Origin of the sequence: Corynebacterium sp. H127 (assembly GCF_037482665.1) — a bacterium.
GTDB lineage: Bacteria > Actinomycetota > Actinomycetes > Mycobacteriales > Mycobacteriaceae > Corynebacterium.
On record NZ_JBBHKY010000005.1, the window covers coordinates 28213 to 50824 of the forward strand.

General features: G+C 58.2%; 23 protein-coding genes. 12 read left to right on the forward strand and 11 right to left on the reverse strand.

The features are described 5' to 3' along the window. Window positions 1-54: 54 nt before the first annotated feature. Both WG936_RS06555 and WG936_RS06560 read right to left on the reverse strand, forming a co-directional pair. The gene (locus WG936_RS06555; protein ID WP_339564598.1) at window positions 55-837 is read right to left on the reverse strand and encodes a hypothetical protein; all 783 of its coding nucleotides are present in this window, start codon (window positions 835-837) and stop codon (window positions 55-57) included. Continuing rightward, the gene (locus WG936_RS06560) at window positions 834-1607 is read right to left on the reverse strand and encodes a hypothetical protein (RefSeq protein WP_339572435.1); all 774 of its coding nucleotides are present in this window, start codon (window positions 1605-1607) and stop codon (window positions 834-836) included. The genes WG936_RS06555 and WG936_RS06560 overlap by 4 nt, the downstream gene beginning before the upstream one ends. Window positions 1608-1660: 53 nt before the next feature. Between WG936_RS06560 and WG936_RS06565 the strand changes: the two genes are divergently transcribed. Continuing rightward, window positions 1661-2836, forward strand: a complete 1176-nt coding sequence (locus tag WG936_RS06565) for a protein adenylyltransferase SelO family protein (RefSeq protein WP_339564600.1) — start codon at window positions 1661-1663, stop codon at window positions 2834-2836. Window position 2837: 1 nt separating this feature from the next. Here WG936_RS06565 and WG936_RS06570 read toward each other — a convergent pair whose 3' ends face one another. The 3 genes from WG936_RS06570 to WG936_RS06580 are packed head-to-tail and all read right to left on the reverse strand — an operon-like array spanning window position 2838 to window position 5433. Continuing rightward, entirely contained in the window at window positions 2838-3515 is a 678-nt protein-coding gene (locus WG936_RS06570) for a methionine ABC transporter permease (protein WP_339572436.1), read from the reverse strand. Further along, on the reverse strand, window positions 3512-4573 hold the full coding sequence (locus WG936_RS06575) for a methionine ABC transporter ATP-binding protein (RefSeq protein WP_445227795.1): 1062 nt from the start codon (window positions 4571-4573) through the stop codon (window positions 3512-3514). The genes WG936_RS06570 and WG936_RS06575 overlap by 4 nt, the downstream gene beginning before the upstream one ends. Further along, on the reverse strand, window positions 4570-5433 hold the full coding sequence (locus WG936_RS06580) for a MetQ/NlpA family ABC transporter substrate-binding protein (protein ID WP_339564603.1): 864 nt from the start codon (window positions 5431-5433) through the stop codon (window positions 4570-4572). The genes WG936_RS06575 and WG936_RS06580 overlap by 4 nt, the downstream gene beginning before the upstream one ends. Window positions 5434-5651: 218 nt before the next feature. Between WG936_RS06580 and WG936_RS06585 the strand changes: the two genes are divergently transcribed. After that, a complete protein-coding gene (locus WG936_RS06585; RefSeq protein WP_339572437.1) occupies window positions 5652-8807 on the forward strand; it encodes an error-prone DNA polymerase in 3156 nt (1051 codons plus the stop codon). Between the two features lie 7 nt (window positions 8808-8814). Here WG936_RS06585 and WG936_RS06590 read toward each other — a convergent pair whose 3' ends face one another. The 3 genes from WG936_RS06590 to WG936_RS06600 form a co-directional block, all read right to left on the reverse strand. Continuing rightward, window positions 8815-9081 (reverse strand): hypothetical protein, encoded by a 267-nt coding sequence (locus tag WG936_RS06590; RefSeq protein WP_339564605.1) that lies wholly within the window; start codon window positions 9079-9081, stop codon window positions 8815-8817. Window positions 9082-9099: 18 nt separating this feature from the next. Continuing rightward, window positions 9100-9702: a hypothetical protein gene (locus WG936_RS06595; protein ID WP_339572438.1), complete on the reverse strand. Its 603-nt coding sequence runs from the start codon at window positions 9700-9702 to the stop codon at window positions 9100-9102. A gap of 283 nt (window positions 9703-9985) precedes the next feature. After that, on the reverse strand, window positions 9986-10555 hold the full coding sequence (locus tag WG936_RS06600; RefSeq protein ID WP_445227942.1) for a trimeric intracellular cation channel family protein: 570 nt from the start codon (window positions 10553-10555) through the stop codon (window positions 9986-9988). 313 nt (window positions 10556-10868) lie between these two features. On the opposite strand from WG936_RS06600, the gene WG936_RS06605 reads away from it, so the two are divergent. The 8 genes from WG936_RS06605 to WG936_RS06640 all read left to right on the forward strand — a co-directional run bounded on the left by WG936_RS06605 (window position 10869) and on the right by WG936_RS06640 (window position 18376). Continuing rightward, a complete protein-coding gene (locus WG936_RS06605) occupies window positions 10869-12251 on the forward strand; it encodes an anaerobic C4-dicarboxylate transporter (protein WP_339572439.1) in 1383 nt (460 codons plus the stop codon). Window positions 12252-12335: 84 nt separating this feature from the next. Then, window positions 12336-12797: a PH domain-containing protein gene (locus WG936_RS06610; protein ID WP_339572440.1), complete on the forward strand. Its 462-nt coding sequence runs from the start codon at window positions 12336-12338 to the stop codon at window positions 12795-12797. Continuing rightward, window positions 12794-14143 (forward strand): PH domain-containing protein, encoded by a 1350-nt coding sequence (locus tag WG936_RS06615; protein ID WP_339572441.1) that lies wholly within the window; start codon window positions 12794-12796, stop codon window positions 14141-14143. Before WG936_RS06610 ends, WG936_RS06615 begins: the two co-directional genes overlap by 4 nt. Before the next feature lie 101 nt (window positions 14144-14244). After that, entirely contained in the window at window positions 14245-15387 is a 1143-nt protein-coding gene (locus WG936_RS06620; protein WP_339564609.1) for a metal ABC transporter substrate-binding protein, read from the forward strand. Further along, a complete protein-coding gene (locus WG936_RS06625; RefSeq protein WP_339572442.1) occupies window positions 15374-16057 on the forward strand; it encodes a metal ABC transporter ATP-binding protein in 684 nt (227 codons plus the stop codon). The genes WG936_RS06620 and WG936_RS06625 overlap by 14 nt, the downstream gene beginning before the upstream one ends. Further along, window positions 16048-16890 (forward strand): metal ABC transporter permease, encoded by an 843-nt coding sequence (locus tag WG936_RS06630; RefSeq protein ID WP_339572443.1) that lies wholly within the window; start codon window positions 16048-16050, stop codon window positions 16888-16890. The genes WG936_RS06625 and WG936_RS06630 overlap by 10 nt, the downstream gene beginning before the upstream one ends. Continuing rightward, window positions 16887-17705 (forward strand): metal ABC transporter permease, encoded by an 819-nt coding sequence (locus tag WG936_RS06635; protein ID WP_339572444.1) that lies wholly within the window; start codon window positions 16887-16889, stop codon window positions 17703-17705. The genes WG936_RS06630 and WG936_RS06635 overlap by 4 nt, the downstream gene beginning before the upstream one ends. A 5-nt stretch (window positions 17706-17710) precedes the next feature. Further along, a complete protein-coding gene (locus WG936_RS06640; RefSeq protein ID WP_339564613.1) occupies window positions 17711-18376 on the forward strand; it encodes a metal-dependent transcriptional regulator in 666 nt (221 codons plus the stop codon). Here WG936_RS06640 and WG936_RS06645 read toward each other — a convergent pair. Next, window positions 18373-18852, reverse strand: a complete 480-nt coding sequence (locus WG936_RS06645; protein ID WP_339572445.1) for a tRNA (cytidine(34)-2'-O)-methyltransferase — start codon at window positions 18850-18852, stop codon at window positions 18373-18375. The two genes, WG936_RS06640 and WG936_RS06645, sit on opposite strands and share 4 nt — an antisense overlap. A gap of 83 nt (window positions 18853-18935) precedes the next feature. Here WG936_RS06645 and WG936_RS06650 point away from each other — a divergent pair, with 83 nt between their 5' ends. Both WG936_RS06650 and WG936_RS06655 read left to right on the forward strand, forming a co-directional pair. Beyond that, complete coding sequence (locus WG936_RS06650) at window positions 18936-19787, forward strand: bifunctional methylenetetrahydrofolate dehydrogenase/methenyltetrahydrofolate cyclohydrolase (RefSeq protein WP_339572446.1); 852 nt, start codon at window positions 18936-18938, stop codon at window positions 19785-19787. Between the two features lie 6 nt (window positions 19788-19793). Beyond that, on the forward strand, window positions 19794-20144 hold the full coding sequence (locus WG936_RS06655) for a DUF3017 domain-containing protein (RefSeq protein ID WP_445227791.1): 351 nt from the start codon (window positions 19794-19796) through the stop codon (window positions 20142-20144). A gap of 32 nt (window positions 20145-20176) precedes the next feature. Here WG936_RS06655 and metX read toward each other — a convergent pair whose 3' ends face one another. Then, on the reverse strand, window positions 20177-21238 hold the full coding sequence (metX, locus tag WG936_RS06660) for a homoserine O-acetyltransferase MetX (protein WP_339572447.1): 1062 nt from the start codon (window positions 21236-21238) through the stop codon (window positions 20177-20179). Between the two features lie 15 nt (window positions 21239-21253). Further along, a complete protein-coding gene (locus tag WG936_RS06665) occupies window positions 21254-22567 on the reverse strand; it encodes an O-acetylhomoserine/O-acetylserine sulfhydrylase (protein ID WP_339572448.1) in 1314 nt (437 codons plus the stop codon). Between the last annotated feature and the right edge of the window lie 45 nt (window positions 22568-22612).

Genomic DNA, 22612 nt, shown 5'->3' on the forward strand with positions numbered 1-22612 from the left:
TTTCTCGCGTCCTTAATCTCTTCCTACCCCAGTACCCTAGTCCAGTAGCCTGGGTCAGCGCAGCTCCTGCGGAAGCCGCGGAATCTGTACCGCAACCTTCTCGCGCCAGTGTGGGAGATAACGTGCTTCCACATAGTTGGCTTGCACAAGGGAAGCCTTTTCATAGCTATCTACAAACAAGGTTGCAGTGCTGGGAAAGCTCTCCCCGTGTGGAGTAAACACCGTGAGCTTCAGCTGAACTTCGTGCTTGCCGGGAATGGTTCGGCCAGTGACCGAATGCTGGATGATGGTCGCTCGTGCCGGTGCACCGTGGTACATCGCATCGAAGGTTGCTTGATCCAGGAATCCATCACGCAGGCAGACAAAGTCAAAGAACAGCTGTGCTCGCTCACGGAACGGACCATGCGGGACATAGAGCGCTGCTGGCTTTTTAGGTTGGAAGATCACCGGAAACTGAGCGCCGGGAACCACTGAGCCCAGGCGACGCCTGCCGACGGCCGCAACCATGCTTCCCTGGAACCGAGCGCCGTCTTCGCTCTCCACATCCATTTTAATCTGATAAGCGCGCACTCCTTTGCGCAGGCCACTGCGGGAAAAGGACTGCACAGTGCCCACGCCAACGCGCCCCTCACGCCAGCGTGCCGCTACATCCTTGGGCGCCATCTTTTTGGAAACGAAGGCAAGGGCTGCACATCCGATTACTAAGAAGACGACACCGCCGATGATGAGATCCTCGGTGGATTGAATTGCGCGATCTTCCCAGTGCGACTTCAGCACAAGGAACATGATGACGATGATGAATAGCTGCAGCGTCCTAGTGATGAGGAGACGGATCATCGTCGCACTTCCTTAGGGATGCGCACCGCGACCACCGATGGGTCGGCCGGGAGATACTTGACCTCTACATAGCTGGCATTGCGTAGCTGTAAGTACTTCTCCTCAGTAAGGTACAGGCGTGCGCTGGCCGGAAACTGCTGACCTGTTGGGGTGGTCACGTTGAGGCTCAAGTTCCATTCCAGGGCATCCTCATGCTTGCGGCCTGTTTGCTGCATATCCGCGATGATGGCCCGAGCTTCGTTGCCCCAATATTGCGCGTTGAGTGTCTGCTGATCGAGGATGCCTTCACGTTGGCAGGCATAGTCATAAAACAGCTGGGCGCGGTGCTGGAGCGGGCCGTGTGGAACATACAGCTTTTCTGGTTTGGATGCCTGGTAAATCACCGGAATCATGGTGTTGGGCGTCAATTTTGATAGTCGTCGACTGCCGACGGTGGACTTCAGCGACCCCGCAAAGATCGCACCGTCCTCGCCTTCGACCTGCATGTTGATCCGATAGACGTGACGGTTGTTCACACGGTACATGTGGTGATAATCGCGGACCCGCCCCACGCCGACCTTTCCGTCTGTCCAATTCTTCGCTACATTGCGGGGGAGCAGAAAAGCGATCAGAGTGAAGACGCCGAACATGATGGTGAGGGGAAACCCAAAGACGACCATCAGCATTGCTATCGCGAACCCGGTGGTATCCACCAGGAAAAACGCCATGAGCAGACCGACAACAGTCATGGCAAGTGCGCCGAGCAACAATCGCAAGAACACCTTGTACATGATTTGACTGTAGATCAGTTCGCTGGCTCACGCTGGCCCTATACTGGGGCACCATGGTTCCTGAATCTTCCTTCGCAGCCGCACTCCCGGAGCTCGCTTACCCAGCACGAGGTGAGGATGCGCCTGCACCAGAACTGCTGTTGCTGAATGAGCCACTAGCTGTAGAACTCGGATTGGACCCCGATTGGCTGCGTTCGGACGAGGGGATTGACTTCCTACTCGGACACGACGGCGGGTGGGCACTGGCTTACGCCGGTCACCAGTTTGGGCAGTATTCGCCGCTGCTTGGCGACGGCCGCGCTATCCTCCTCGGGGAATTCTCCGGACGCGAGGTGCAGGCCAAGGGGACGGGGCGGACCCAATTCTCCCGCCGCGGGGATGGCCGCGGACCTCTCGACGCAATGCTCCGCGAATACCTCATCTCTGAGTACCTGCACTCAGTGGGCGTTGCTAGTACGCGTGGCCTTGCCGTCCTGAGCACAGGCAGAAAAATCCAGCGGCAGTTAGTCACCCCGGCTGGGGTGTGCGTACGGGTAGCCAAATCACATGTGCGAGTAGGCAGCTTTGAGTTAGTGCGACGCAATGGCAGCCCGGAACTGTTGGAACGTTTGAGTTCCTATGCGTGGGAGCGGTTCCCAGGTGGACTCAGCGCTGTGGTCTCCCGGCAAGCGCAGACGGTAGCCCAGTGGATGGGCATCGGGTTCGTCCATGGGGTGATGAATACCGACAACTGCAGCATATCTGGGGAAACCCTCGATTTTGGGCCCTGCGCATTCCTAGATGCACACGACCCGGGGGCGTGCTTTAGCTCTATTGACGTCGGTAAGCGTTATGCCTATGGGCGTCAGCCCGCGATGATGCAGTGGAACCTAATGCGCCTGGCGGAGTGTCTGGAGGAAGAGATCGACTTTGAGCCAGCCTTCCGCGCCGCATTGTTGGAGGTGTGGGCGGAGAAGCTGGGTACGTCGGATCCCAGCGAGATCAACAAGTGGTTTGAGCGACTCGCTCTTGAACAGCCGGATCACACCCTGGCCCACGCTACGATGCCTGGGAAAAACCCGCAGGTCATCCCGCGTAATGAGGTAGTGCAGCGCGCGCTAGACGCTGCCCTAGCCGGTGACCTTGCGCCATATTTGGCGCTGCAGGAAGTGCTTTCTGATCCATTCACCAAGCCTGAGCAGGACTACCAAGCGGCCGCTTCGGGGTACGTGACCTACTGCGGGACTTAGACTAGCGACGCATGATCTTCTTGGACAACCAGTTGCCGAGGAGCTGGGCGATCTGGACGATCACGATGATCACTGCGGTTGCTGCCAAGGTGACCTCTGGGTCATAGGAGCGGTAGCCGTACACAATCGCGAAGTCGCCCAAGCCGCCGCCACCGATGTAACCGGCCATCGCGGACATATCTACTACCGCGATGAAGATGAAGGTATAGCCGAGGATCAACGGGCCGAGCGCCTCCGGGATGATCACAGTGCGGATGATGCGCCAAGGGGACGCGCCCATTGCCCGCGCGGCTTCAATTACACCTGGGTCGATAGCCACGAGGTTCTGCTCGACGATTCGGGCCACGCCGAAGGTAGCCGCAACTGACATGACAAACACAGCGGCATCGATGCCGATGGTCGAACCGATCATCGCTTTGGTCACTGGGCCGATGAAAGCGATGAGGATGATGAAGGGGATCGGCCGGACAAAGTTCACCAGAATGTTCAGCACCGTGTACAGCCCCTTATTGTGCAGGATGCTGCCGGAGCGAGTGGTGTACAGCAAGATGCCCAAGGCAAGTCCCAAAAGGCCGCCGACGACCATCGTGATCGACACCATGTAGAGGGTGTCCCAGATGGATTCTACGAATTGGTCGCCGAGGCGATCCCAGTTTGCTGCGAGGATAGTTTCGGTCATCGCTTGATCTCCTCGACCTCTGCGTTGGCGGATACGGACTGGTAGAAGCGCTCAACAGCGTCTTCGGGTCCGGTGAGCTGTACGGTGACCTTTCCGAAGGAATGGTGCTGCAGGGTGGTGATGCCACCGTGCACGATATTGATGTTGACGCCGGCCTTGGTCGCGTCCGCCGACGCGGCGAAAAAGCCAGTCTCCTCAGTGAGGTTGATCGTGAAGATTCGCCCCGGGCGCCGGAGGAGCTCGTCGGCTTCCACTAGGTCTGGGGTATTGCGCAGGGAAGTAGCCACGAAGCGCTGAGCTACGGGGGTCTGCGGATTGGAGAACACCTCATGGACAGTGCCGTACTCAACCACCTTGCCGGACTCCATGACGGCGACTTTGTCTCCGATGGAGCGGACTACATCCATTTCGTGAGTAATCACCACGATGGTGATACCGAATTCCTTGTTCACTCGACGCAGTAGTTCGAGTACGTCGTGTGTGGTTTCCGGGTCGAGCGCCGAGGTAGCTTCGTCCGCTAGCAGCAGCTTAGGTTGGGTTGCCAGTGCGCGGGCGATGCCCACACGCTGCTTTTGCCCACCTGAAAGCTGCTCGGGGTAGTGCTTGGCTTTGTCGCCCAGTCCGACAAAGTCCAGCAGTTCCGCTACGCGCTTGTCCCGTTCGGCCTTGGGCATACCGGCCAGCTCGAGCGGGTAGGCCACGTTGCCGGCGGCGGTGCGAGAAGAAAACAGGTTGAACTGCTGGAAGATCATTCCGATATCGCGGCGGGTGGCGCGGAGCTTCTTTTCGGGCATGCCGACGATGTTCAGGTCGTCGAGAAGCAGCTCACCACTGGTCGCGGTTTCGAGACCGTTGATCAGCCGCACCAGCGTGGATTTACCCGCGCCGGAGTAGCCGATGATGCCGATGATCTCGCCAGGCTCGACGGTCAAGGTGACGCCGTCGATGGCGTGCAGGGTCTTCTTATCTGTGCGGAAGACTTTGGTGATATCCCGGAACTGGATGCGAGTTCCGGGGCGCGTAGCGTTAGACACTGGGTATTGATCCTTGGGAGTTATTTGGAGGAAGCCTGCAGTCGATCCAGGATAGCCTTGAGCTCTTCCTGGGGGCGCTTGACCGCTACCGAAGTGCCCTGGGAGTCCTTTGCGAGGGCCTCTTGGACAGCTGGGGTGTGGTAAACATCGACGAGCTTAGCGATCTTCTCATTATTTACATCCTCTGCGCGAACCACCAGGGCGTTGATGTATGGCTCAGCCTCGGTCGAGTTCGGATCGTCCTTGAACACTGCGAGGGTAGGGTCGATGCCTGCGCGCTCTAGGAAGGTGTTGTTGATTACGGCTGGCTTGCCTTCACCGTAGACCGCAGGGGTCTGTGCGGAGTCGATCGGGGTGATCTTGACCTTGGAGGCAGCTTCATCAACATCTGCTGGGGTCGGAGTGACCAGTCCTTCCTGCTTGAGCTTTACTAATCCCGCCTGTACCAGGACGTTGATTGCGCGCCCCTGGTTGGAGGGATCGTTGGGAAGAGCAACTTCCTGCCCCTCGATACCGTCGAGGCTGCTGTGATCCTTCCAGTACAGTGCCAGTGGCACGATCTGAGTGGAACCGATCGGCACTAGGGTGTCATTCGCGCCGGTATTGTATTCGGAGAGGAACTTCAGATGCTGGAAGAGATTCACATCGATTTCGCCTTCGGAGAGCGCGCGGTTTGGAGTGCTGTAATCGGCGAACTGGGTGGTGTCTAATTCAATTCCGGCCTTCTCAGCCTCGTCTTCGAATACCTGCCAGTAGCCCATATCTGATTCGGTGGTGCCGATCTTAATAGTGTTTTCGTCGGAAGCTCCCCGGCCACAGGCGGTGAGGGAGGTAGCGGCGAGGATGGTGGCCAGCCCGAGGGCTGCGGTGCGACGGAATTTCATGACATGATCCTTTTCTAGACAGAGCTTTCTATATTGCTGTTCAAAACCCTAGCAATGCGCCCCTTAGATGTACAGCTTGGTCTAGAAAGCTTGGTCTGTCCTTGAGTGGATTGCCTGCCTTGAGCAGCGAGTATGGTTAAAAAGTGATCCTAATCACAAAAATGCCAGGCTTGAGCTTTGGGGTGGAACATGTGTTCTAATTTAGCTACTCTGATGCCGTGGAATGGAATGGCGGTCCGGTTGGCTTCAATGGGCGCCCGCTGAGCTGGTCTAAGTTGGAAAGAATCCTCAGCGGCCGTCGGGTGGAAACACCGGTATCTGTGCTGCATCTGGAAACGCCTGCTGCGGAGAATATTGCAACGCCTGTACGAAATTGCTTCGCCGAGTTGCACGCACATAGCTCATACAACTTTTTGGTCGGCGCCTCAGAACCGACAGACCTCGTTGCTAAGGCAGCGGAGCTAGGCATGCCCGCGTTAGGAGTGTTGGATCGAGACGGCTTCTATGGGGCCGTGAAGTTCGCTGAAGCTGCCGCCACGGCTGGGATTGAAACAGTTTTTGGTGCCGAGCTATCGCTTATCGACGCCCCGCTCACAGTGCTCGCCCGCACCCCCGAGGGCTACCGTCGACTATCCCGGGTTATTTCGATGGCACGAATGGCTGGCGGAACTAAAGAAGACACCCATTATCCGATGCTTGAGGAACTGGGAGTACATGCTGCACATTGGGTGATTCTGGTAGATCACCGGTGGTTTCCGGCGATTGAACGCTTACTAGCGGTATTCGGAGCTGAAAACATTGTGCTGGAGCATCAGGTGCAGTTGATTCCGGAAGACGCAGACCGGCTCGCTGAGCTGCGTGAGATGCAAGCGGACTGGGGACTACCGGGAATCGTTTCTTGTGTCCCGAACGCCGCAACAGCTCCCGATGCGCGTTTAGCTGCAGCCAAGAACGCCCTGAACTTGCGTCTTGATCTGGGAAGCGCCGAACCACAGTTGCATCCAATGGGAGGCACCTGGCTGCGGAGCGCCGATTCGCTGAAGAAAGCGCTACCGGATGCGCATGATCTGATCGAGCACACTGTGGTGCTCGCTGCTGAATGCGCCTTCACGCTGGACCTTATTGCCCCGAACCTGCCGCACTGGGATGTTCCTCCCGGGCATTCTGAAATGAGTTGGCTGCAGCAGATCATCAAGGAGCGCTATGTCGAGCGCTATGCAGGGCGTTCTGCGGAGGTGCGGCATCGGGCCCAGCAGCAGATCGATTATGAGCTGTCAGTAATCGAGCAGCTGGACTTCCCCGGCTATTTCCTCATTGTTATGGACCTGGTGGATTTTTGCCGAGGTGCCAATATCTTGTGCCAGGGCCGCGGTTCGGCTGCGAACTCTGCTGTGTGCTTCGCCCTCGGTATTACCGCAGTAGAGCCGATCCAGGCGGGTTTGCTCTTTGAGCGCTTTCTTTCCCCGGATCGCGATGGGCCGCCAGACATCGATATTGATATCGAATCCGGTCGGCGCGAGGAAGTAATCCAGTATGTCTATGACAAGTATGGGCGCGATAACGCTGCTCAGGTGGCAAACGTGATCACCTACCGCACGAAGGGGGCGATCCGTGATGCGGGCAGGGCCCTCGGATACCCACAGGGCAGTTGTGATGCCTGGTCGCGGGGAAGCGCGGAACCTCCGGAGCGCGTACTCGAGTTGGCAGCCCGCTTTAAAGGGCAACCACGACACTTGGGCATTCACTCTGGAGGAATGGTGATCTGCGATCGACCAATCGCAGATGTCGTGCCAGTAGAATGGGCACGCATGGCAGGCCGCTCGGTCGTGCAGTGGGATAAGGATGACTGCGCTTCCGCGGGGCTGGTGAAATTTGATCTGCTGGGGTTGGGCATGCTCGAGGCGCTGCATCACATGATGGATTTGGTGCAGGAACATCGCGGGCAGCAGGTGCGACTTTGGGAGCTGGACCTCACCGATACCAACATCTATGAGATGCTCTCTCGTGCGGATGCTGTGGGCGTGTTCCAGGTGGAATCGCGCGCGCAATTGTCTACGCTGCCTCGGCTCAAACCCCGTAACTTCTTTGATCTCGTGGTGGAGGTTGCCCTGATTCGTCCCGGCCCGATCCAGGGCGGTTCGGTGCACCCGTACATTCGCAGGCGTAACGGTCAGGATCCGGTTAGCTTCGACCATCCCTGCCTGGAGCCCGCCCTGCGCAAAACGCTGGGGATACCGCTTTTTCAGGAGCAGCTCATGCAGATGGCGCGGGATGCCGCCGGGTTTTCCGGGGCGGAAGCAGATGCCCTGCGCCGTGCGATGGGCTCGAAACGCTCTCCGGCGAAAATGGCGGCCCTCAAGGAGCGATTCTTCACGGGGCTGCGGGAAAACAATGGCATCGTGGGTGAGATAGCAGACAACTTGTGGAACAAGATGGTGGCCTTCGCCGCCTACGGTTTCCCAGAATCGCACTCCCAATCCTTTGCCAGCCTCGTATTCTTTTCGGCTTGGTTCAAGTATTACTACCCAGCAGAATTCTGTGTGGGGCTGTTGCGTGCCCAACCAATGGGGTTTTACTCGCCACAGTCTCTGATTCAGGATGCACGCCGCCATGGTGTGCGCATCCTGCCGGTCTCAGTCGCGGAATCTGGGGTTGAGGCAGACTGTCCACAGGGCGCGATCCGGCTTGGTTTGAATCTGGTGCGCGGGCTGGGTGCGGAGGCTGCGCAGCGCATTATCGACGCCCGGAACCAGGCTCCCCTGAGCTCGATTGCGGACCTCTCCCGCCGCGCACACTTGAGTGTTTCTCACATGGAATCCCTAGCCAAAGCCGGTGCCCTGGATTGCTTTGGTGTGGATCGTCGGCAGGCATTATGGGAGGCGGGCGTGGCTGCGACGGAAAAAGAGGGCATGCTGCCCGGGCTCTCGGCGATTTCGGCCCCGGCACTGCCGGGAATGAATGCCTTTGAGCTGCTGGTGGCGGATATCGCAACCACCGGAGTAACGCCCGATACGCAGCCTATGTCGATAGTGCGGTCAGCGCTGGCGCAGCAGGGAGTTACAACAGCGAACCAGCTGCTCCAAGTGGAAGATGGGAGGAGGATTCGGGTGGCAGGCGTGGTGACGCATCGACAGCGTCCGCAGACCGCGAGCGGGGTGACCTTTCTTGGCATGGAGGATGAAACTGGGCTGATTAACGTCTTGATCTCTCCCGGCTTGTGGTCTCGGCAGCGCCTAGTGGCGCGTACCGCGAAGGCCTTGCTCGTTCGGGGCATAATTCAGAATGCGGCGGGCGCGCCGACGCTGGTGGCAGATCGCCTGGAGCCACTCCCCGTCGGGGAGTGGCTGAGCAGGGGGTCGCGGGACTTTAGGTAGCGGCGCCCTAGGGGCCCATCCCGAAGCTGAATCCGAACAACGTGAAGGCGAAAAGCATCAGTACGATGTCGATCCACGGGGCGAGGATTGCTAGCGCCGCAATGGTGAACTGGCGCTTGCGGACGGCCACAATAATCGCCGCGATGGTCAAGGGGATGGCGGCCGCGACGCGGAACGCGTCACTGGCTCCGAATTCGTCGGCGCAGACCAGCGCCGCCACTAGAAAGGCGGCGATGAGAGTTACGCGGCTGAGGATATTGTCAAACTTTTCCATAGCTCTTTCTATAGGAACCTAGAGGAGCTTACCTTGGCAAACTCCTGGTGGATTCTGGACTCGGCAATTGTCTCGTGCCCACGAAATGGCGTGCTTCATTGCGTGAAGATGCGCGATTTCGTCCCAGGTATACGAACCCGCATTATGATCCAGTTCATGTTGAGTGGAATCAATAAGCGCCTGATCGCAAGCTTTCTTTGCGTTCAAATCGGACTGATCCCGTAGACAAACATCATGTGTTCGGCAAGCCTCGTCGGCTGGCTTTCCTTCCTGAGGCTCTCCTGGTTGGGAGTTGTTTGGGCCACAGTAACGCCACTTATTCATGAAACCATCAAGGCCTCTGGTCGCAGTTGGATCTGCAAAACCATTGATGTACTCACCTGCCCGGATTGCCGTTTTAGAAGCTCCAGCATTTTGAGCGGCTTGCGTGTCAAAATGAGGTACACCGTCGGTGTCGGTGTAGGTGTACTTATCGATCTCTTGGTCCAAAGCCTGGCTATCGTGTTGTGTGGCGTAGGTGGCTTCCAGTTCGGTAGGGGAAGCGCTAGATAGCGGTGTGCATACTAGCGCGGCAAAGCAGCATAGTGCTGCTGAAGAAAAGCGGAGGGTTTTTTTAATCAAAACGAAAGAACTCCTTGAGGTTGGGGTGAAAACTTGCGGTCGCCAGTTTAAGGTAAGCCAAACCTAATTGAATGATGTTCAATAATTTGTTATAAACTCCTGATGATTTTGTTATTAATTGGCAACAGGGAATTTCTATGTTCGATTTTGTCGGTATGCAAGATGTGGGATGTACTTTTTGGGGGTGTGAGTTTCAATGACGGGATTGATATCAAGAGGTGACGCTCCCGCGATTGGGGCCTCGGCGTGGCAGTGTCGTCCGAGCAGTGAGCCAAATCCGGCGCTAGGTTCTTTCCTGGTAGTCGAAAACGGGCAGTGACCAGCTGCGCCAGATGGCGAGCAAGCGCAGTGTGACGGCAACACAGACGGAAACGATAACCGTGACTGGTTCGGAAGTACCAAGCCAATCCATGAAGAAGTAGACGCACGTGGCTAACACTGCAATGGAGGCGTACAGCTCCTTTTGGAATACCAGCGGAAGTTGGTTACTGAGTAGGTCTCGCAGTACGCCTCCGAACACGCCGGTGATCACTGAGGCCACCACCGCGATGATGAAGCCGTGACCTTGGCGTATCGCTACTTCGGTGCCGATCACTGCGAAAGCAGAGAGGCCGATGGCATCGAGCACGAGGAACATCACACGGAAATTCTCGAGCAGAAACGGCATGCTCACAGTAAGTAGAGAGGCTGCCCAAATAAGCAGCAGCCAATGGGGCTCGGCCACCCAGGACAGGGGGTAGTGGCCCAGCAGTATGTCTCGGATAGAGCCACCGCCGATTGCGGTAACGGAGGCAATGACGCCTACTCCGAAGAGGTCCATTTTCCGGCGGCCGGCAGCCAAAGCGCCGGTCATTCCTTCAGCAGTGATGCCGATGATCCACAGGGCTTTGAGCAGGGTAAACACTGATGGGCCGCCTCTTTTGCTTGGAAGTGCTGACCTGAATCAGATTAGCGGACGGAAGAATCGTGGGGGCAATGACCCGGAGAGAATCCCTATCCGACGAGTGTGAGCAGTTAAGGCACCGCTAAAGCGTGATGTCAAGCTGGAACGATGTGGGATATGTCTATGAATGTTGACTTTCCAACATAACCGATTCAGTTTTAAGTTGGAAATAATCAACAAACTGAATCTCACTGAGGGATTCCCACCTTGAAAGGGGAGATCTGTGCTCGCCACAATTCTCGACCCATCAACAACGCTAGCGATAGTCCTGCAAGTCGCCGTCGTCCTGTTCTGCCTCCTCCTGGGTACTAGGTATGGCGGCATTGGCCTTGGCTTGATCTCAGGCTTTGGCCTGCTTCTCATGGTGTTCTTGTTCGGCCTTGAGCCGGGCAAGCCGCCTGTCGACGTCATGCTGACCATCATCGCGGTGATCGGCTGCGCCGCCACACTGCAACAAGCCGGTGGCCTAGACGTGATGATGCAATACGCGGAAAAGTTGCTGCGTAAGAAGCCGGAGATGATCACCATCCTGGCGCCGCTGACTACCTGGTTCCTCACGGTGCTGTGTGGAACGGGCCACGTGGTGTACACGATGTTCCCGATTATTGAGGACATCGCGATTAAGAAGGGCATTCGCCCGGAGCGCCCGATGGCAGTATCTTCCACCTCGGCGCAGATGGGTATTACCGCTTCGCCGGTGTCGGTTGCTACCGTGTCGCTCGCCTCGATCCTGGCCAAGGACGCCGGTGTCATCGAAAAGGCCTATTCGATCCCGCAGATCCTCATGGTGGCAATTCCCGCTTCGCTGGCTGGCGTGTTGCTCGCGGCGTTGTGGTCGCTGCGCCGTGGTAAGGATCTGGACAAGGACGAGGAATTCCAGGAGCGGATGAAGGATCCGGAGTTCAAGGACATGGTCTACGGTTCCTCCGAGACCCTGATCGGAAAGGTCTTCCCCAAGGAGTCTTTCCGTGCGATGTGGACGTTCTTCACCGCCATCGCCGTGGTGGTTGTGCTCGGTGCCTTTGAAAAGCTTCGCCCTGCCTTCGAGGGTAAGAAGGGCATGGAGCCGCTGTCCATGAACCTGGTCATCCAGATGGTTATGCTCGTTGCCGGTGCGTTCATCCTGATTTTCTGCAAGGTGGAGTCCGGCAAGATCGCCAACACGACGGTGTTCAAGGCCGGCATGACCGCCGTGTTCTCCGTCTTCGGCGTGGCCTGGATGGCAGATACCTTCTTCCAGACGCATATCGACGCCCTCAAGGGCTCGCTGGGTGGTGTCGTGGAGACCGCGCCTTGGGCTTATGCAATTGTCCTGTTGATCGTATCCAAGCTGGTGAATTCCCAGGCTGCCGCCCTCGTTGCTATCGCCCCGATCGGCCTTCAGCTCGGTGTTGCCCCTGAGCTCATCGTCGGCTTCTATGGCGCGGCATACGGCTACTTTATTCTGCCGACCTACCCTTCGGACCTGGCCTGCATCGGCTTCGACAAGACAGGCACTACTCGCATCGGCAAGTACGTGCTCAACCACTCCTTCATCATCCCGGGTTTCATTTCCGTGATTACCTCCTGTGTGGTGGGTTCCCTCCTCGCGCAAGTAGTGCTTTAACGCCTTCAACTGCAATCGCCAGCGAGTCTCTCCGAAAAGTCGGGAGCCGCTGGCGTTGTGTTATCCAGGTTTAGGATGGGAGGTATGACAACTCCGCTCCATCCGGTCTCGCCCAAACTTGTCAAAGTTCGATACCTGGTGGTCTTGCCGTGGACATTGATTGCCATCCTTGGCTTCCTTATTCCGGCACTGCTTATCGACGCCTGGTTCTACGTCGGAGCGGCAATATTCTTCCTCCTGTTCCTCTGGCAGCTCTGGCTGATCCCAGCTCAGGTAAAGAAGCTTGGCTGGCTTGAATCGGAGCAAGAACTGCTCCTCACCAAAGGCAAGCTTTGGCATGTATTCACAGTGGTGCCCTATGGTCGCATCCAGTTCGTCGACGTGAAGGCCGGCCCCATTGAGCGCGCGTTTGGACTTAAACACGTAGAGCTGCACACGGCGTCGTCGACAAGCGATGCCAAAGTGCGGGGCCTGCCGGGAGCTGACGCCGATGCGCTGCGCACTCGCTTGGCCGAGCGGGCTCGCGAAAGGATGAACGGGCTGTGAGGGAATTTCAGCGCGTGCATCGCGCGACCCCATTGTTGAAGTTCTGGACGACAATCCTGGCGGTGTTCGCGGTAATCATCGCGAACATTAATTCCGTCGGATTGAAGGAAATTGCGGATTTCCTGCGGGGTGAAGAGGTGCAATTGTGGTGGTTCGCCGCGGGTATCGGGGTGTTCTTACTGTCTTGTGCGCTGGTGTGGGGGATTTCTGGAATATGGTGGCGGGCGATGGGCTTCCGGCTCGGCGATGACGAGGTTGAGCTCAAACACGGCGTTATCTCAACCACCGTTCGCTCGGCGCGCTATGAACGGATCCAATCCGTGGACGTGGTTGAACCCGTGATCGCGCGCATCTTCCGGGTGGCAAAGGTGCGGATTGAAACCGCTGGTGGTGCGGGGTCAACCCTGGAGATTCTCTATTTGCGGAAACCCAAGGCTGAGCGCGTCTGCGCAGAAGTTCTGGCGCGGGCGCGTGGAGAGGACATGGAGGAACGGTCCTTAACAGAACCAGTACATGCTGCTCTCATTCCAGAGATCCCTATTCAGCGCAGTCTGCTCGCCGCAGTAATTCACCCAGCTAGCGTCGTGGTGCTGCTATCAACTGTTTTCGGGTTTGTCGTGCCGGGTGGCTTTGGTGCGGTGATCCCGGTGTTCGTGGGCCTGCTGCCGTGGGTGTGGGGGATCGTGGACAAGAGTTGGCGTTTTACAGCTGAGGTGGACAATGATGCCTTGAATGTCACATACGGGCTTGCTGATAAGCGCAGACAAACCATCCCGCTGGCTCGGATTCATGCGGTGAAAATCGCCCAGCCAGTGCTGTGGCGGCCATTCAACTGGTGGAGCGTTATCGTTTCCACCGCTGGCTATGGCATGAGAGACAAGCAGGCCGGGACGTCGATGTTGCTACCGGTGGGAACTCGGGAGCAAGCCCTGGCGATGTTGTGCGTGCTCAGCCCGCTCACGGAGCAGGACGTTGTCACGCATGCTCAGCCGGAGCGGGCGACGCAGCCGCAGTATCGCAGTCCGAAATCCGCGTGGTGGGTATCGCCGATTGATCAAGGTCAACAGGCGGTAACCCTGCTGGGGGAGCGAGCGGTGGTAACTCATTCTGGGCGTTTTGGGCATCGAATGAGTGTGATTGCGCCGGAGCATATCCAAGAACTCTCGCTACAACGCGGTCCGATCGCGCAGGGCCTCGGGCTGGCTGATGTCCGCTTTGACCTAGTTCCTGGTCCAGTGCAGATGTCGGGGAAGCAGCTGCTACTCGCGGATGCGCAGCAGCTGCTGGAAGTACTGCGGAAACGCGCGCTGCCGAGCATTCAAAACGCGATAAGTTCAAGGCATTGAACAAAGAATTTCATATGCAATAATTTCTTGCTAGGGTGTTTCTGAACATGACGATTGCCCATTAGGGGCCTCGCCACCCCTCTAGCAAGAAGGACACCTACGTGAAAAATTCGCGTCTCCGCCTCAGCGTTAGTGCTCTGGCGCTTAGTTGCTGTCTCGTCTCCTGCGCAGCGCCGCAGCTAGGTCAAGGAAGCTCCGGGCTGAAAGTAGTGGCAACTACCACGCAGATTTGTGACTATGTCACCCAGATCGCTAGCGCTGCAGGCGGCGAAGGGCTGGAATTTACCAAGACGGATTCTCAAGGCGTCACCAGCACGCATGGCTCCGGTGAAGCCGCACTCGAATTGACGTGCCTCTTGGCCCCAAACGCTTCTGCACACGACCACGAAATGACCCCACAGCAGATGGCGGCACTCAATCGCGCAGACCTACTGCTGAGCAACGGTGTAGATCTGGAGAACTTCCTCGACCAAGCAGTGGCCTCCTCTGGATTTGAGGGCACCAAACTCATAACCTCAGGCCACCAAGAGGGCACCTCAGAGAAGGAAAAATACACCGTTGATCACGGCAGCAAGAAGGTAGAGGTAGCGCCGTGGCCTTTCGACGGAGAGGACGGCGCGCCCCCGGAGTTCAAATACGATCCCCACGTGTGGACCAGTCCTAAAAATGCGACTGTCCAGGTGGAAAACATCGGCGCTGCGCTGCAGCAGGCAGATTCGGAGCATGCAGAACTCTGGCGGGAGCGCACCGCTGCGTACACAAAGCAGCTCGCGGAGTTGGCGCGGTGGACGTCGGAAAGCATGGCGACGGTACCGCAAGAAGACCGGATCCTGTTCACATCCCACGATGCCTTCGGTTACCTATCCCATGACTTTGATATCAAGTTCATCGGCTCCGCGCTATCAGACTTCAACTCACAGCAAGACGCCACCAACCAACATCTCCAAGCCGGGGTGCAGCAAGTCAAAGAAGCGCGCGCAACCTCGATCTTCGCGGAGAACTCCAACAGTGCAAAATCCATCGAAGCAATTGGACGCGCTGCGGGCGTGCGGGTAATCACGGGAGATGAGGCCCTGTATGGAGACTCGCTCGGACCTGCGGGCACTGACGGCGAAACGTACGTGGGCTCTATTACTCACAACATCACCAACCTGGTGAGCGCATGGGGCGGCACCGCCGCGCCTCTGCCTGCTGCCTTGGACGGATACGCGCCAAAGGATACGGTCGAGCATGCTGAACGTTAAAGATGCCAGCTTCGGATATACGGCAACCCCCGCGGTATCCGAGGTAACTTTTCACCTGCCAGCGGGCCAAGCGCTTGCCCTGATCGGCCCCAACGGTTCGGGGAAAACTACCCTGCTCAAGGGCCTGCTCGGGCAAATACGACAGTTCTCCGGAACTGTAGCCATGGCCCCTGATGCCACGATTGGCTACGTCCCGCAAACTACCGAATTCGACCTGACCTTCCCAATAACCGCGCAGCAAGTTGTCGGGATGGGACTATATACGCAGCGCTCCTGGCTGCGCTTCAGCCCGAACCAGGAGCACCGCGCCCGAGTACGACGGGCGCTGCGCCGGGTACAGCTGGAGGATCAGGCAGACGCCCGGTTCGGAACCTTGTCAGGAGGTCAACGTCAACGGGTCCTCCTCGCGCGTGCCCTCGTGGCCGATCCCAGCCTAGTGCTGTTGGACGAACCATTTAATGGCCTTGACCCGGACAGTAGGGAAGTTCTCCTAGAAATCATCGATGAGCTGAAGGTCGATGGAGTGAGCTTGATCAGCTCTACCCACGACCTGCAACTCGCCCGACGCTGCTGCGAATACACCCTGGTACTGGCCGGGAAACAACGCGCATGTGGTCCTACCAAGCAGGTGCTGGCCCACGCCAGAGTGGACGAACTGCTATGCACTTAGTTCAGTACGTTCTAGGAACCGACTATTTGCTACGGCCCCTACTGATGTTGCTGGTGTTGAGCGCAGCCGCCGGCGTTGCTGGGGCACTAGTGAACCTGAAGCGAGCAGAGTTTCGCGCCGAGGCTATGGTGCACTCGGTGTTTCCGGGCATCGTCGGAGGCTTCGTGTGGGGTGGTACCGAGTCGATTCTCGTAGGTGCATCTCTCGCGGCTGTGGTGACTGCTGCGATCCTGACCTTTCGGCGATCCCATTCCGCGCATAGCGCAGGAGAGGAAGCCGGCACCGCAGTGGTCTTGAGCTCCTTTTACTCCCTCGGCATCGTCGCCGCCTTGTACTTTTCAGACAAGTCGGGTCAATTAGAGGCGCTAATGTTCGGGCGGTTGTTGGAGATGACTGAAGCCCGCTTCTTGCAATCAGTGGTCCTGTGCCTAGCCGCACTAGCGCTTTTGCTGTTGAGCTGGCGTTCGCAAGTCTTTCTCGCCTTTGATCCACAGGCAGCCGCCGGGGCCGGGATCGTGGGCTGGCGCTGTGAGTTGATACTGAATCTAGCGATCGCGGCAGTAGTTGTCGCCGGATCTTCCGTGGTCGGGGTCCTGCTCGTGGTCGGATTCCTGGTGGTTCCGGGCGCTGCCGCGCGCCTCGTCGCCCCGACTTCGGCTGCAATGGTGGCCTGGTCCGTGGCGGTCGCCGCCCTCGGCAGTGTTGTCGGAATGTGGTGGATGCTGCAAAGCAGCAGTCGACCGGTGTCCCCGCAGGCAGCAGTTTCGCTGGCTTTGGTCGGCGTGTTTTTCCTGGTGCTCTTTGCCCGAACTGTTAGTAGGAGTGTGCGATGATCCCCGTTTTTCCGCTCGTCGAGGCGCTTAGCGTCGGCGCAGCTGCCGGTCTGGTCGGGGCTGTGGCGGTATTGCACCGGCGGGTGTTCTTTAGTGAAGCGATCACTCATGCTACGTTCCCCGGTGCCGTGCTTGGTGTGGTCTTGGCGGCAGCATTTGTCCCGGGGATCAGTGCGTCTGGGCTCTCTGTGTTCTTGTTTCTCGGGGCGTTCGCAGCGTGTATCCCGCTGGCCGGCATGATGCGTGTACTGGAAGTGCACGCCGGGCTTAGCGCCCAAGCAGCGGCAGGCGTTGTGCTCACTCTGGGCTTTTCCGGAGGCTACTTTTTGGCAAAGTGGTTTCAGCCGCTCCCGCTGCGGGTGGACTCTTTCCTCACTGGCTCAATTCTGACAGTCAATGCCCTTGATATCGCCGCTGCTACAGGGCTGCTCTTGATCGCAGGGGCTGTGGTGTGGGCGCTGCGGTGGCCGTTGGTCTACACCGCATTTGACCGTAACTTTCCTGGTCAGCGCACCGCGCTTTTCGACGCCATCGTGCTCATCCTCATCTGTCTGACGGTTGTCGTGTGTATCCCCGCGGTCGGCACGATCTTGCCGATCGCATTGATCGCGGCTCCGGCGGGGACTTTGTGGACTACCGCGAAGGATCCCTTATGGTTCCTGGCTGGCTCTGCAGTCTTGGGCGCCACGTTAGCGGTATTCGGATTGACGATAGCAGTAGGGCTTAGCTTGTCTGCTGGCGGAATGATCGCCCTGGCAGGAGGATGCTGCTTTGCCCTATCAGGCCTATGGCGGCGGAGCGGTCTACTACAGTAAAGCTCATGCATGTTTCTGACTTGCCCATGAAGACTCAGGACTACTTGAAAATCCTGTGGGATATTGCGGAACGCACCGGCGAACCCGCAAGCCTGGGGGAAATTGCCGCCATCCTGGGGCAACGGACCTCCACTACCTCGGAGGCAATCAAGCGGCTGGGAGCCCAAGACCTCGTGCACCATGAGCGCTACGGTGGGATCACTCTGACCGACCTGGGGCGCTCCTTGGCGTTGGGGATGGCGCGCCGCCACCGCTTGATCGAAACGTTCCTCGTTCGGACCTTGGGCTATAGCTGGGATGAGGTTCACACAGAGGCAGACATGCTTGAGCACGCGGTATCGGATGAGTTCATTGCCCGCTTAGATACGCATTTGGGCCACCCCACGCACGATCCGCACGGTGACCCGATCCCTACCGCGCAGGGGGAGGTCGAGGATATGGACCGCCTGCATCTCGGACAGATTGAGCCGGGCACGGTAGTCGAAGTCCTACGCATCCATGATGGGGACCCGGAGTTGCTGCGCTACCTGGCCAAACATGGCATTGTGCCAGGTCAGCAGTTGAGCCTGGGGGAGGCAGCCTTCGGGGGGATGCAGCTGGTCAACGTGGGTTCCCGCGAAGTAGCGCTAGCCGACGCCGGCTTGGCCGCGATCAACGTGCGCGAGGTCTAGCTACCAACGAAGCCCAGCTGTCGCCACGCCTCATAGGCTGCAACTGCCGCCGCGTTGGATAGGTTCATCGAGCGACGACCTGGCAGCATCGGGATCCGTACCTGCTGGGTGATGCGGTCGTGGCCGAGGGCATAGTCCGTTAAACCGGTTGGCTCGGTACCAAAGAGCAGCACATCCCCATGCTGGTACTGCACATCTGCGAAATTATTCTCGCAGTGCGCAGTGAAGGCAAAAACCCGCGCGCCGGGGATCGCGTCGAAAGCAGCATCAAGGTTCTCATGGACGCGCACATCAGCGAGATCGTGGTAATCCAAACCCGCTCGCCGGAGGTTTTTCTCTGCCAAATCAAATCCCAGCGGGCCCGTCAGGTGCAGAATCGCTCCGGTTCCCGCGCACATCCGGATCGCGTTTCCCGTGTTAGGTGGGATGACGGGTTGCTCGAAGATGACGTGGGCAAAAGGGGATTCGACGTGCATAACCATTGAGGATACGCGTGGAGTTGGCGTCGATAAGCACCGCGCGGTCGGAAGGGTGATCAAACCGTGGAATAATGAAAGCCATGACTGCTACGAAGCTGGATGGAAATCTGTACCGCGACGAGATCTTCGCAGACCTTAAGGAACGCGTGGCTGCGCTGAAAGACAAAGGTATCGTGCCCGGGCTGGCAACTGTGCTGGTCGGCGACGATCCTGCTTCCCATTCCTATGTGAAGATGAAGCACCGCGACTGTGAACAGATCGGTGTGAAGTCGATCCGTAAGGATCTTCCAGCAGACGTGTCGCAAGAAGAGCTGCTCGCGGTTATCCAGGAGCTCAATAATGATCCTGAATGCACTGGCTACATCGTGCAATTGCCTTTGCCGAAGCATCTCGATGAAAACGCAGTACTCGCAGCTATTGATCCAGCCAAGGATGCCGACGGCTTGCATCCAGTTAACCTCGGCAAGCTGGTGCTGAACGAGCCCGCCCCATTGCCGTGTACTCCGAACGGTGCGATCTCTCTGCTGCGTCGTTTCGATGTGGAACTGGCTGGCGCGAAGGTGGTGGTGATCGGACGTGGTGTCACTGTTGGTCGCCCTATCGGTCTCATGCTGACCCGGCGTTCTGAAAACGCCACCGTGACGTTGTGCCATACCGGCACTAAGGACTTGGCTGCGGAGACGCGCACTGCGGATGTCATCGTTGCCGCCGCTGGCCAACCGCACATGTTGACCGCTGACATGGTGAAGCCTGGGGCAGCAATCTTAGACGTTGGGGTGTCTCGCAAAGACGGCAAGCTGCTTGGCGACGTCCACCCGGACGTCTGGGAGCCAGCAGGTTTCGTCTCACCAAACCCCGGGGGAGTCGGACCATTGACCCGTGCATTCCTCGTTCGCAACGTTGTCGAACGAGCGGAACAACAGGCAAACTAGGCAATCATGCCGTTGTTGCCACCTCCACCACCACACGTTGCAGCCGCGCTCAGAAATCCGCATGATGAGGGCATGCCGCCCTCGCGACTATCCCCGCTGCTGCAGCGTATCGCGTTGCTCGCTTTCGTGCTTTTCGTTGCACTCTCGGCTGTATGCGCGCTGACGGAGCACTGGCGGCGGGCCACCTTCGTCCTCGGCGGAGCGCTCTGCCTGCTCGCGGTGGTTCGTCTGACCTGCGACTCAAAGCTACTAGGCGTCCTTGCAGTGCGGTCACGGAACTTTGATGTGTTCTTTGAGACGGTGCTGGGCCTGGTAATGGTGTTTCTAGCTGTTTCGGTGGACTCGCTCGGAAGCTAGTTGAGTGGCGCGAAGGCTAGCTCTCACAAGTGCTAAGTATGCGTTTGTCCGGTGAGTCGGAAGAAGCGGCGTATGAGCTGATCCAACTGACGGGTTTCCGTGAGGAACGCGTCGTGCCCCACCGGGGAGACGATCTTTCCCATACCAAGTAGGTTTCCCAGGTTTCGCGATAGGTGCTCTTGCTGGTGGTACGGGTACAAGATGTCTGTGTCTACGCCGACTACGAAGGTGGGAACGGTGATGTTAGTGAGGGCTCGGTTCAGACCACCACGGCCGCGACCCACGTCATGCCTATTGAGGGACTCCGTAAGGGTGACATAGGAGCCGGGGTCAAAACGTTCCGCGAGTTTCTCTGCTTGGTAGTCCAGATAGCTTTCTACCGCAAAGCGGTGTTCCCGCGAGCGGAACGGCCCCCGGGGATCCTCACCAGCTTGTGCATCTGTGCCGAAGCGTTCATCGATTTCCAGTTCGCCACGGTAAGTCAGATGGGCGAGTTTTCGCGCAGTACTCATCCCGGAGATCGGACCAGGGCCGTGTTCGTAATAGTCGCCGCCCCGCCACTCAGGGTCGCCTTCGATCGAGGCGATCTGTTGGGCCTGGATACCGATCTGCCACGCACTGGCACGGGCGGATACTGCGAGAATCATGGCTGAGGCGACGCGATCGGGGTACATCGCAGCCCACTCGAGTGCGCGGGCACCGCCCATTGATCCGCCGATCACTACAGATACCTGATCGATTCCAACAGCTGACAACGCTCGCTGTTCAGCCGCCACTTGATCTCGAATGGAGATCGCAGGGAATCGCGAACCCCACCGGCCGCCGTCGGGATGCTGCGAGGACGGGCCGGTGGAGCCTTTGCAGCCACCGATGACATTCGTGCAGATCACGTAGTTGGAGTTGGTGTCAATCGCCAACCCCGGGCCGATGAGCCCGGGCCACCAGCCAGTAGCGTCGCTGTCGCCGGTGAGCGCGTGCTCAATGAGCACGACGTTCTCACTGCGTGGATCGCCCCAGGTTTGATAAGCGATGGTCACATCGCGGATCCTCGCCCCAGCCTCAGTGGTGAAGTCTCCAATTGCTACGGTCTGCATCTTTCAGCCTGCTTTCTAAATGGCCTGGAGCCCGGCGCGAAGGTCAGCAATAATGTCCTCGATATCCTCAATGCCCACCGAAAGGCGAATCGTGGATTGGCTGATTCCGGCTCGTTCTAAGCCTTTGGCATCAGATTGGGAATGAGTGGTGGAGGCAGGATGGACTACCAGGGACCGGACGTCGCCAACGTTGGCGAGGTTCGAATGCAGTTTCAACGCGTCGATGAGCCGCCACGCTTCCTCGCGACCACCGGCGACATCGAAGGACAGCACCGCTCCGGCATGCTGCAGACCCAGCTTTTCCTTCACACTGAACCATGGGGAGGACTGGAGACCTGCGTAGTTTACAGAGACCACCTTTTCCTGCTCGCTGAGAAACTCGGCAACGGCCAGCGCGTTCGTATTGTGGCGCTCGAGGCGCAAGCTTAAGGTGTCAAGTCCTTGGGCAGTAACCCAAGCATTGAACGGGGAAGGGGCGGCGCCGGTGTCACGCAGGATACCGACCCTGGCTTTCAGCCCGAACGCAGGGGCTCCGAGCTCAGCATATTTTAGGCCATGGTAAGCCGGATCTGGGGTGGTGAACTGCGGGAATACGGGTTTGCCGTTTCTTTCTACCGTCCAGTCGAACTTTCCGCCGTCGATAAGCACGCCGCCTAGGCCGGAGCCGTTGCCGGTGTAGAACTTGGTTAGGGAGGCTACCACGATGTCGGCGCTGAGCTCGAGGGGCTTGACGACGGCAGCAGTGGCAAGCGTGTTGTCCACAATGAGGGGCACACTATTGCGGTGTGCGACCTCCGCGATTGCGGGGATGTCGAGGATATCTGCTACTGGATTGCCGAAGGTTTCGCCGTAGAAGGCGACGGTGTTTTCCTGCACTGCTGCTTGCCAGGACTCGGGGTCGTCGGGGTTTTCCACGAAGGTGGTTTCGATGCCGAGCCGTTTCAGGGTGACTTGGAATAGTGTTTGGGTGCCACCATAAAGGCGCGGTGAGCTGACGATATGGCTACCGGCCTCGGCCAGGTTGAGAATCGCGGCAGTCTCGGCGGCCTGGCCGGATGCGAATAGTACTGCGTGAACGCCGCCTTCGAGATTTGCGAGGCGGTCTTCCACAACACTGACGGTCGGGTTAGTGAGTCGAGAATAGACCGGGCCGGCATCGGAGAGGTCGAAACGCTTGGATGCGTGTTCGGCAGAGTCGAAGACGTAGCTGGAGGTGAGATAAATCGGGAGGTTTCGGGCGCCATTGTCACTGTCTACTGGTTGCGCGGCGTGGATCGCCCGGGTGGAAAAGCCCCACTGGGAGGTGTCGGAGTTGTCGTACTTGCTCATGGTGTGTCCTTTCGGTGGAATTTCACACAAATGTAGCGGACAGCT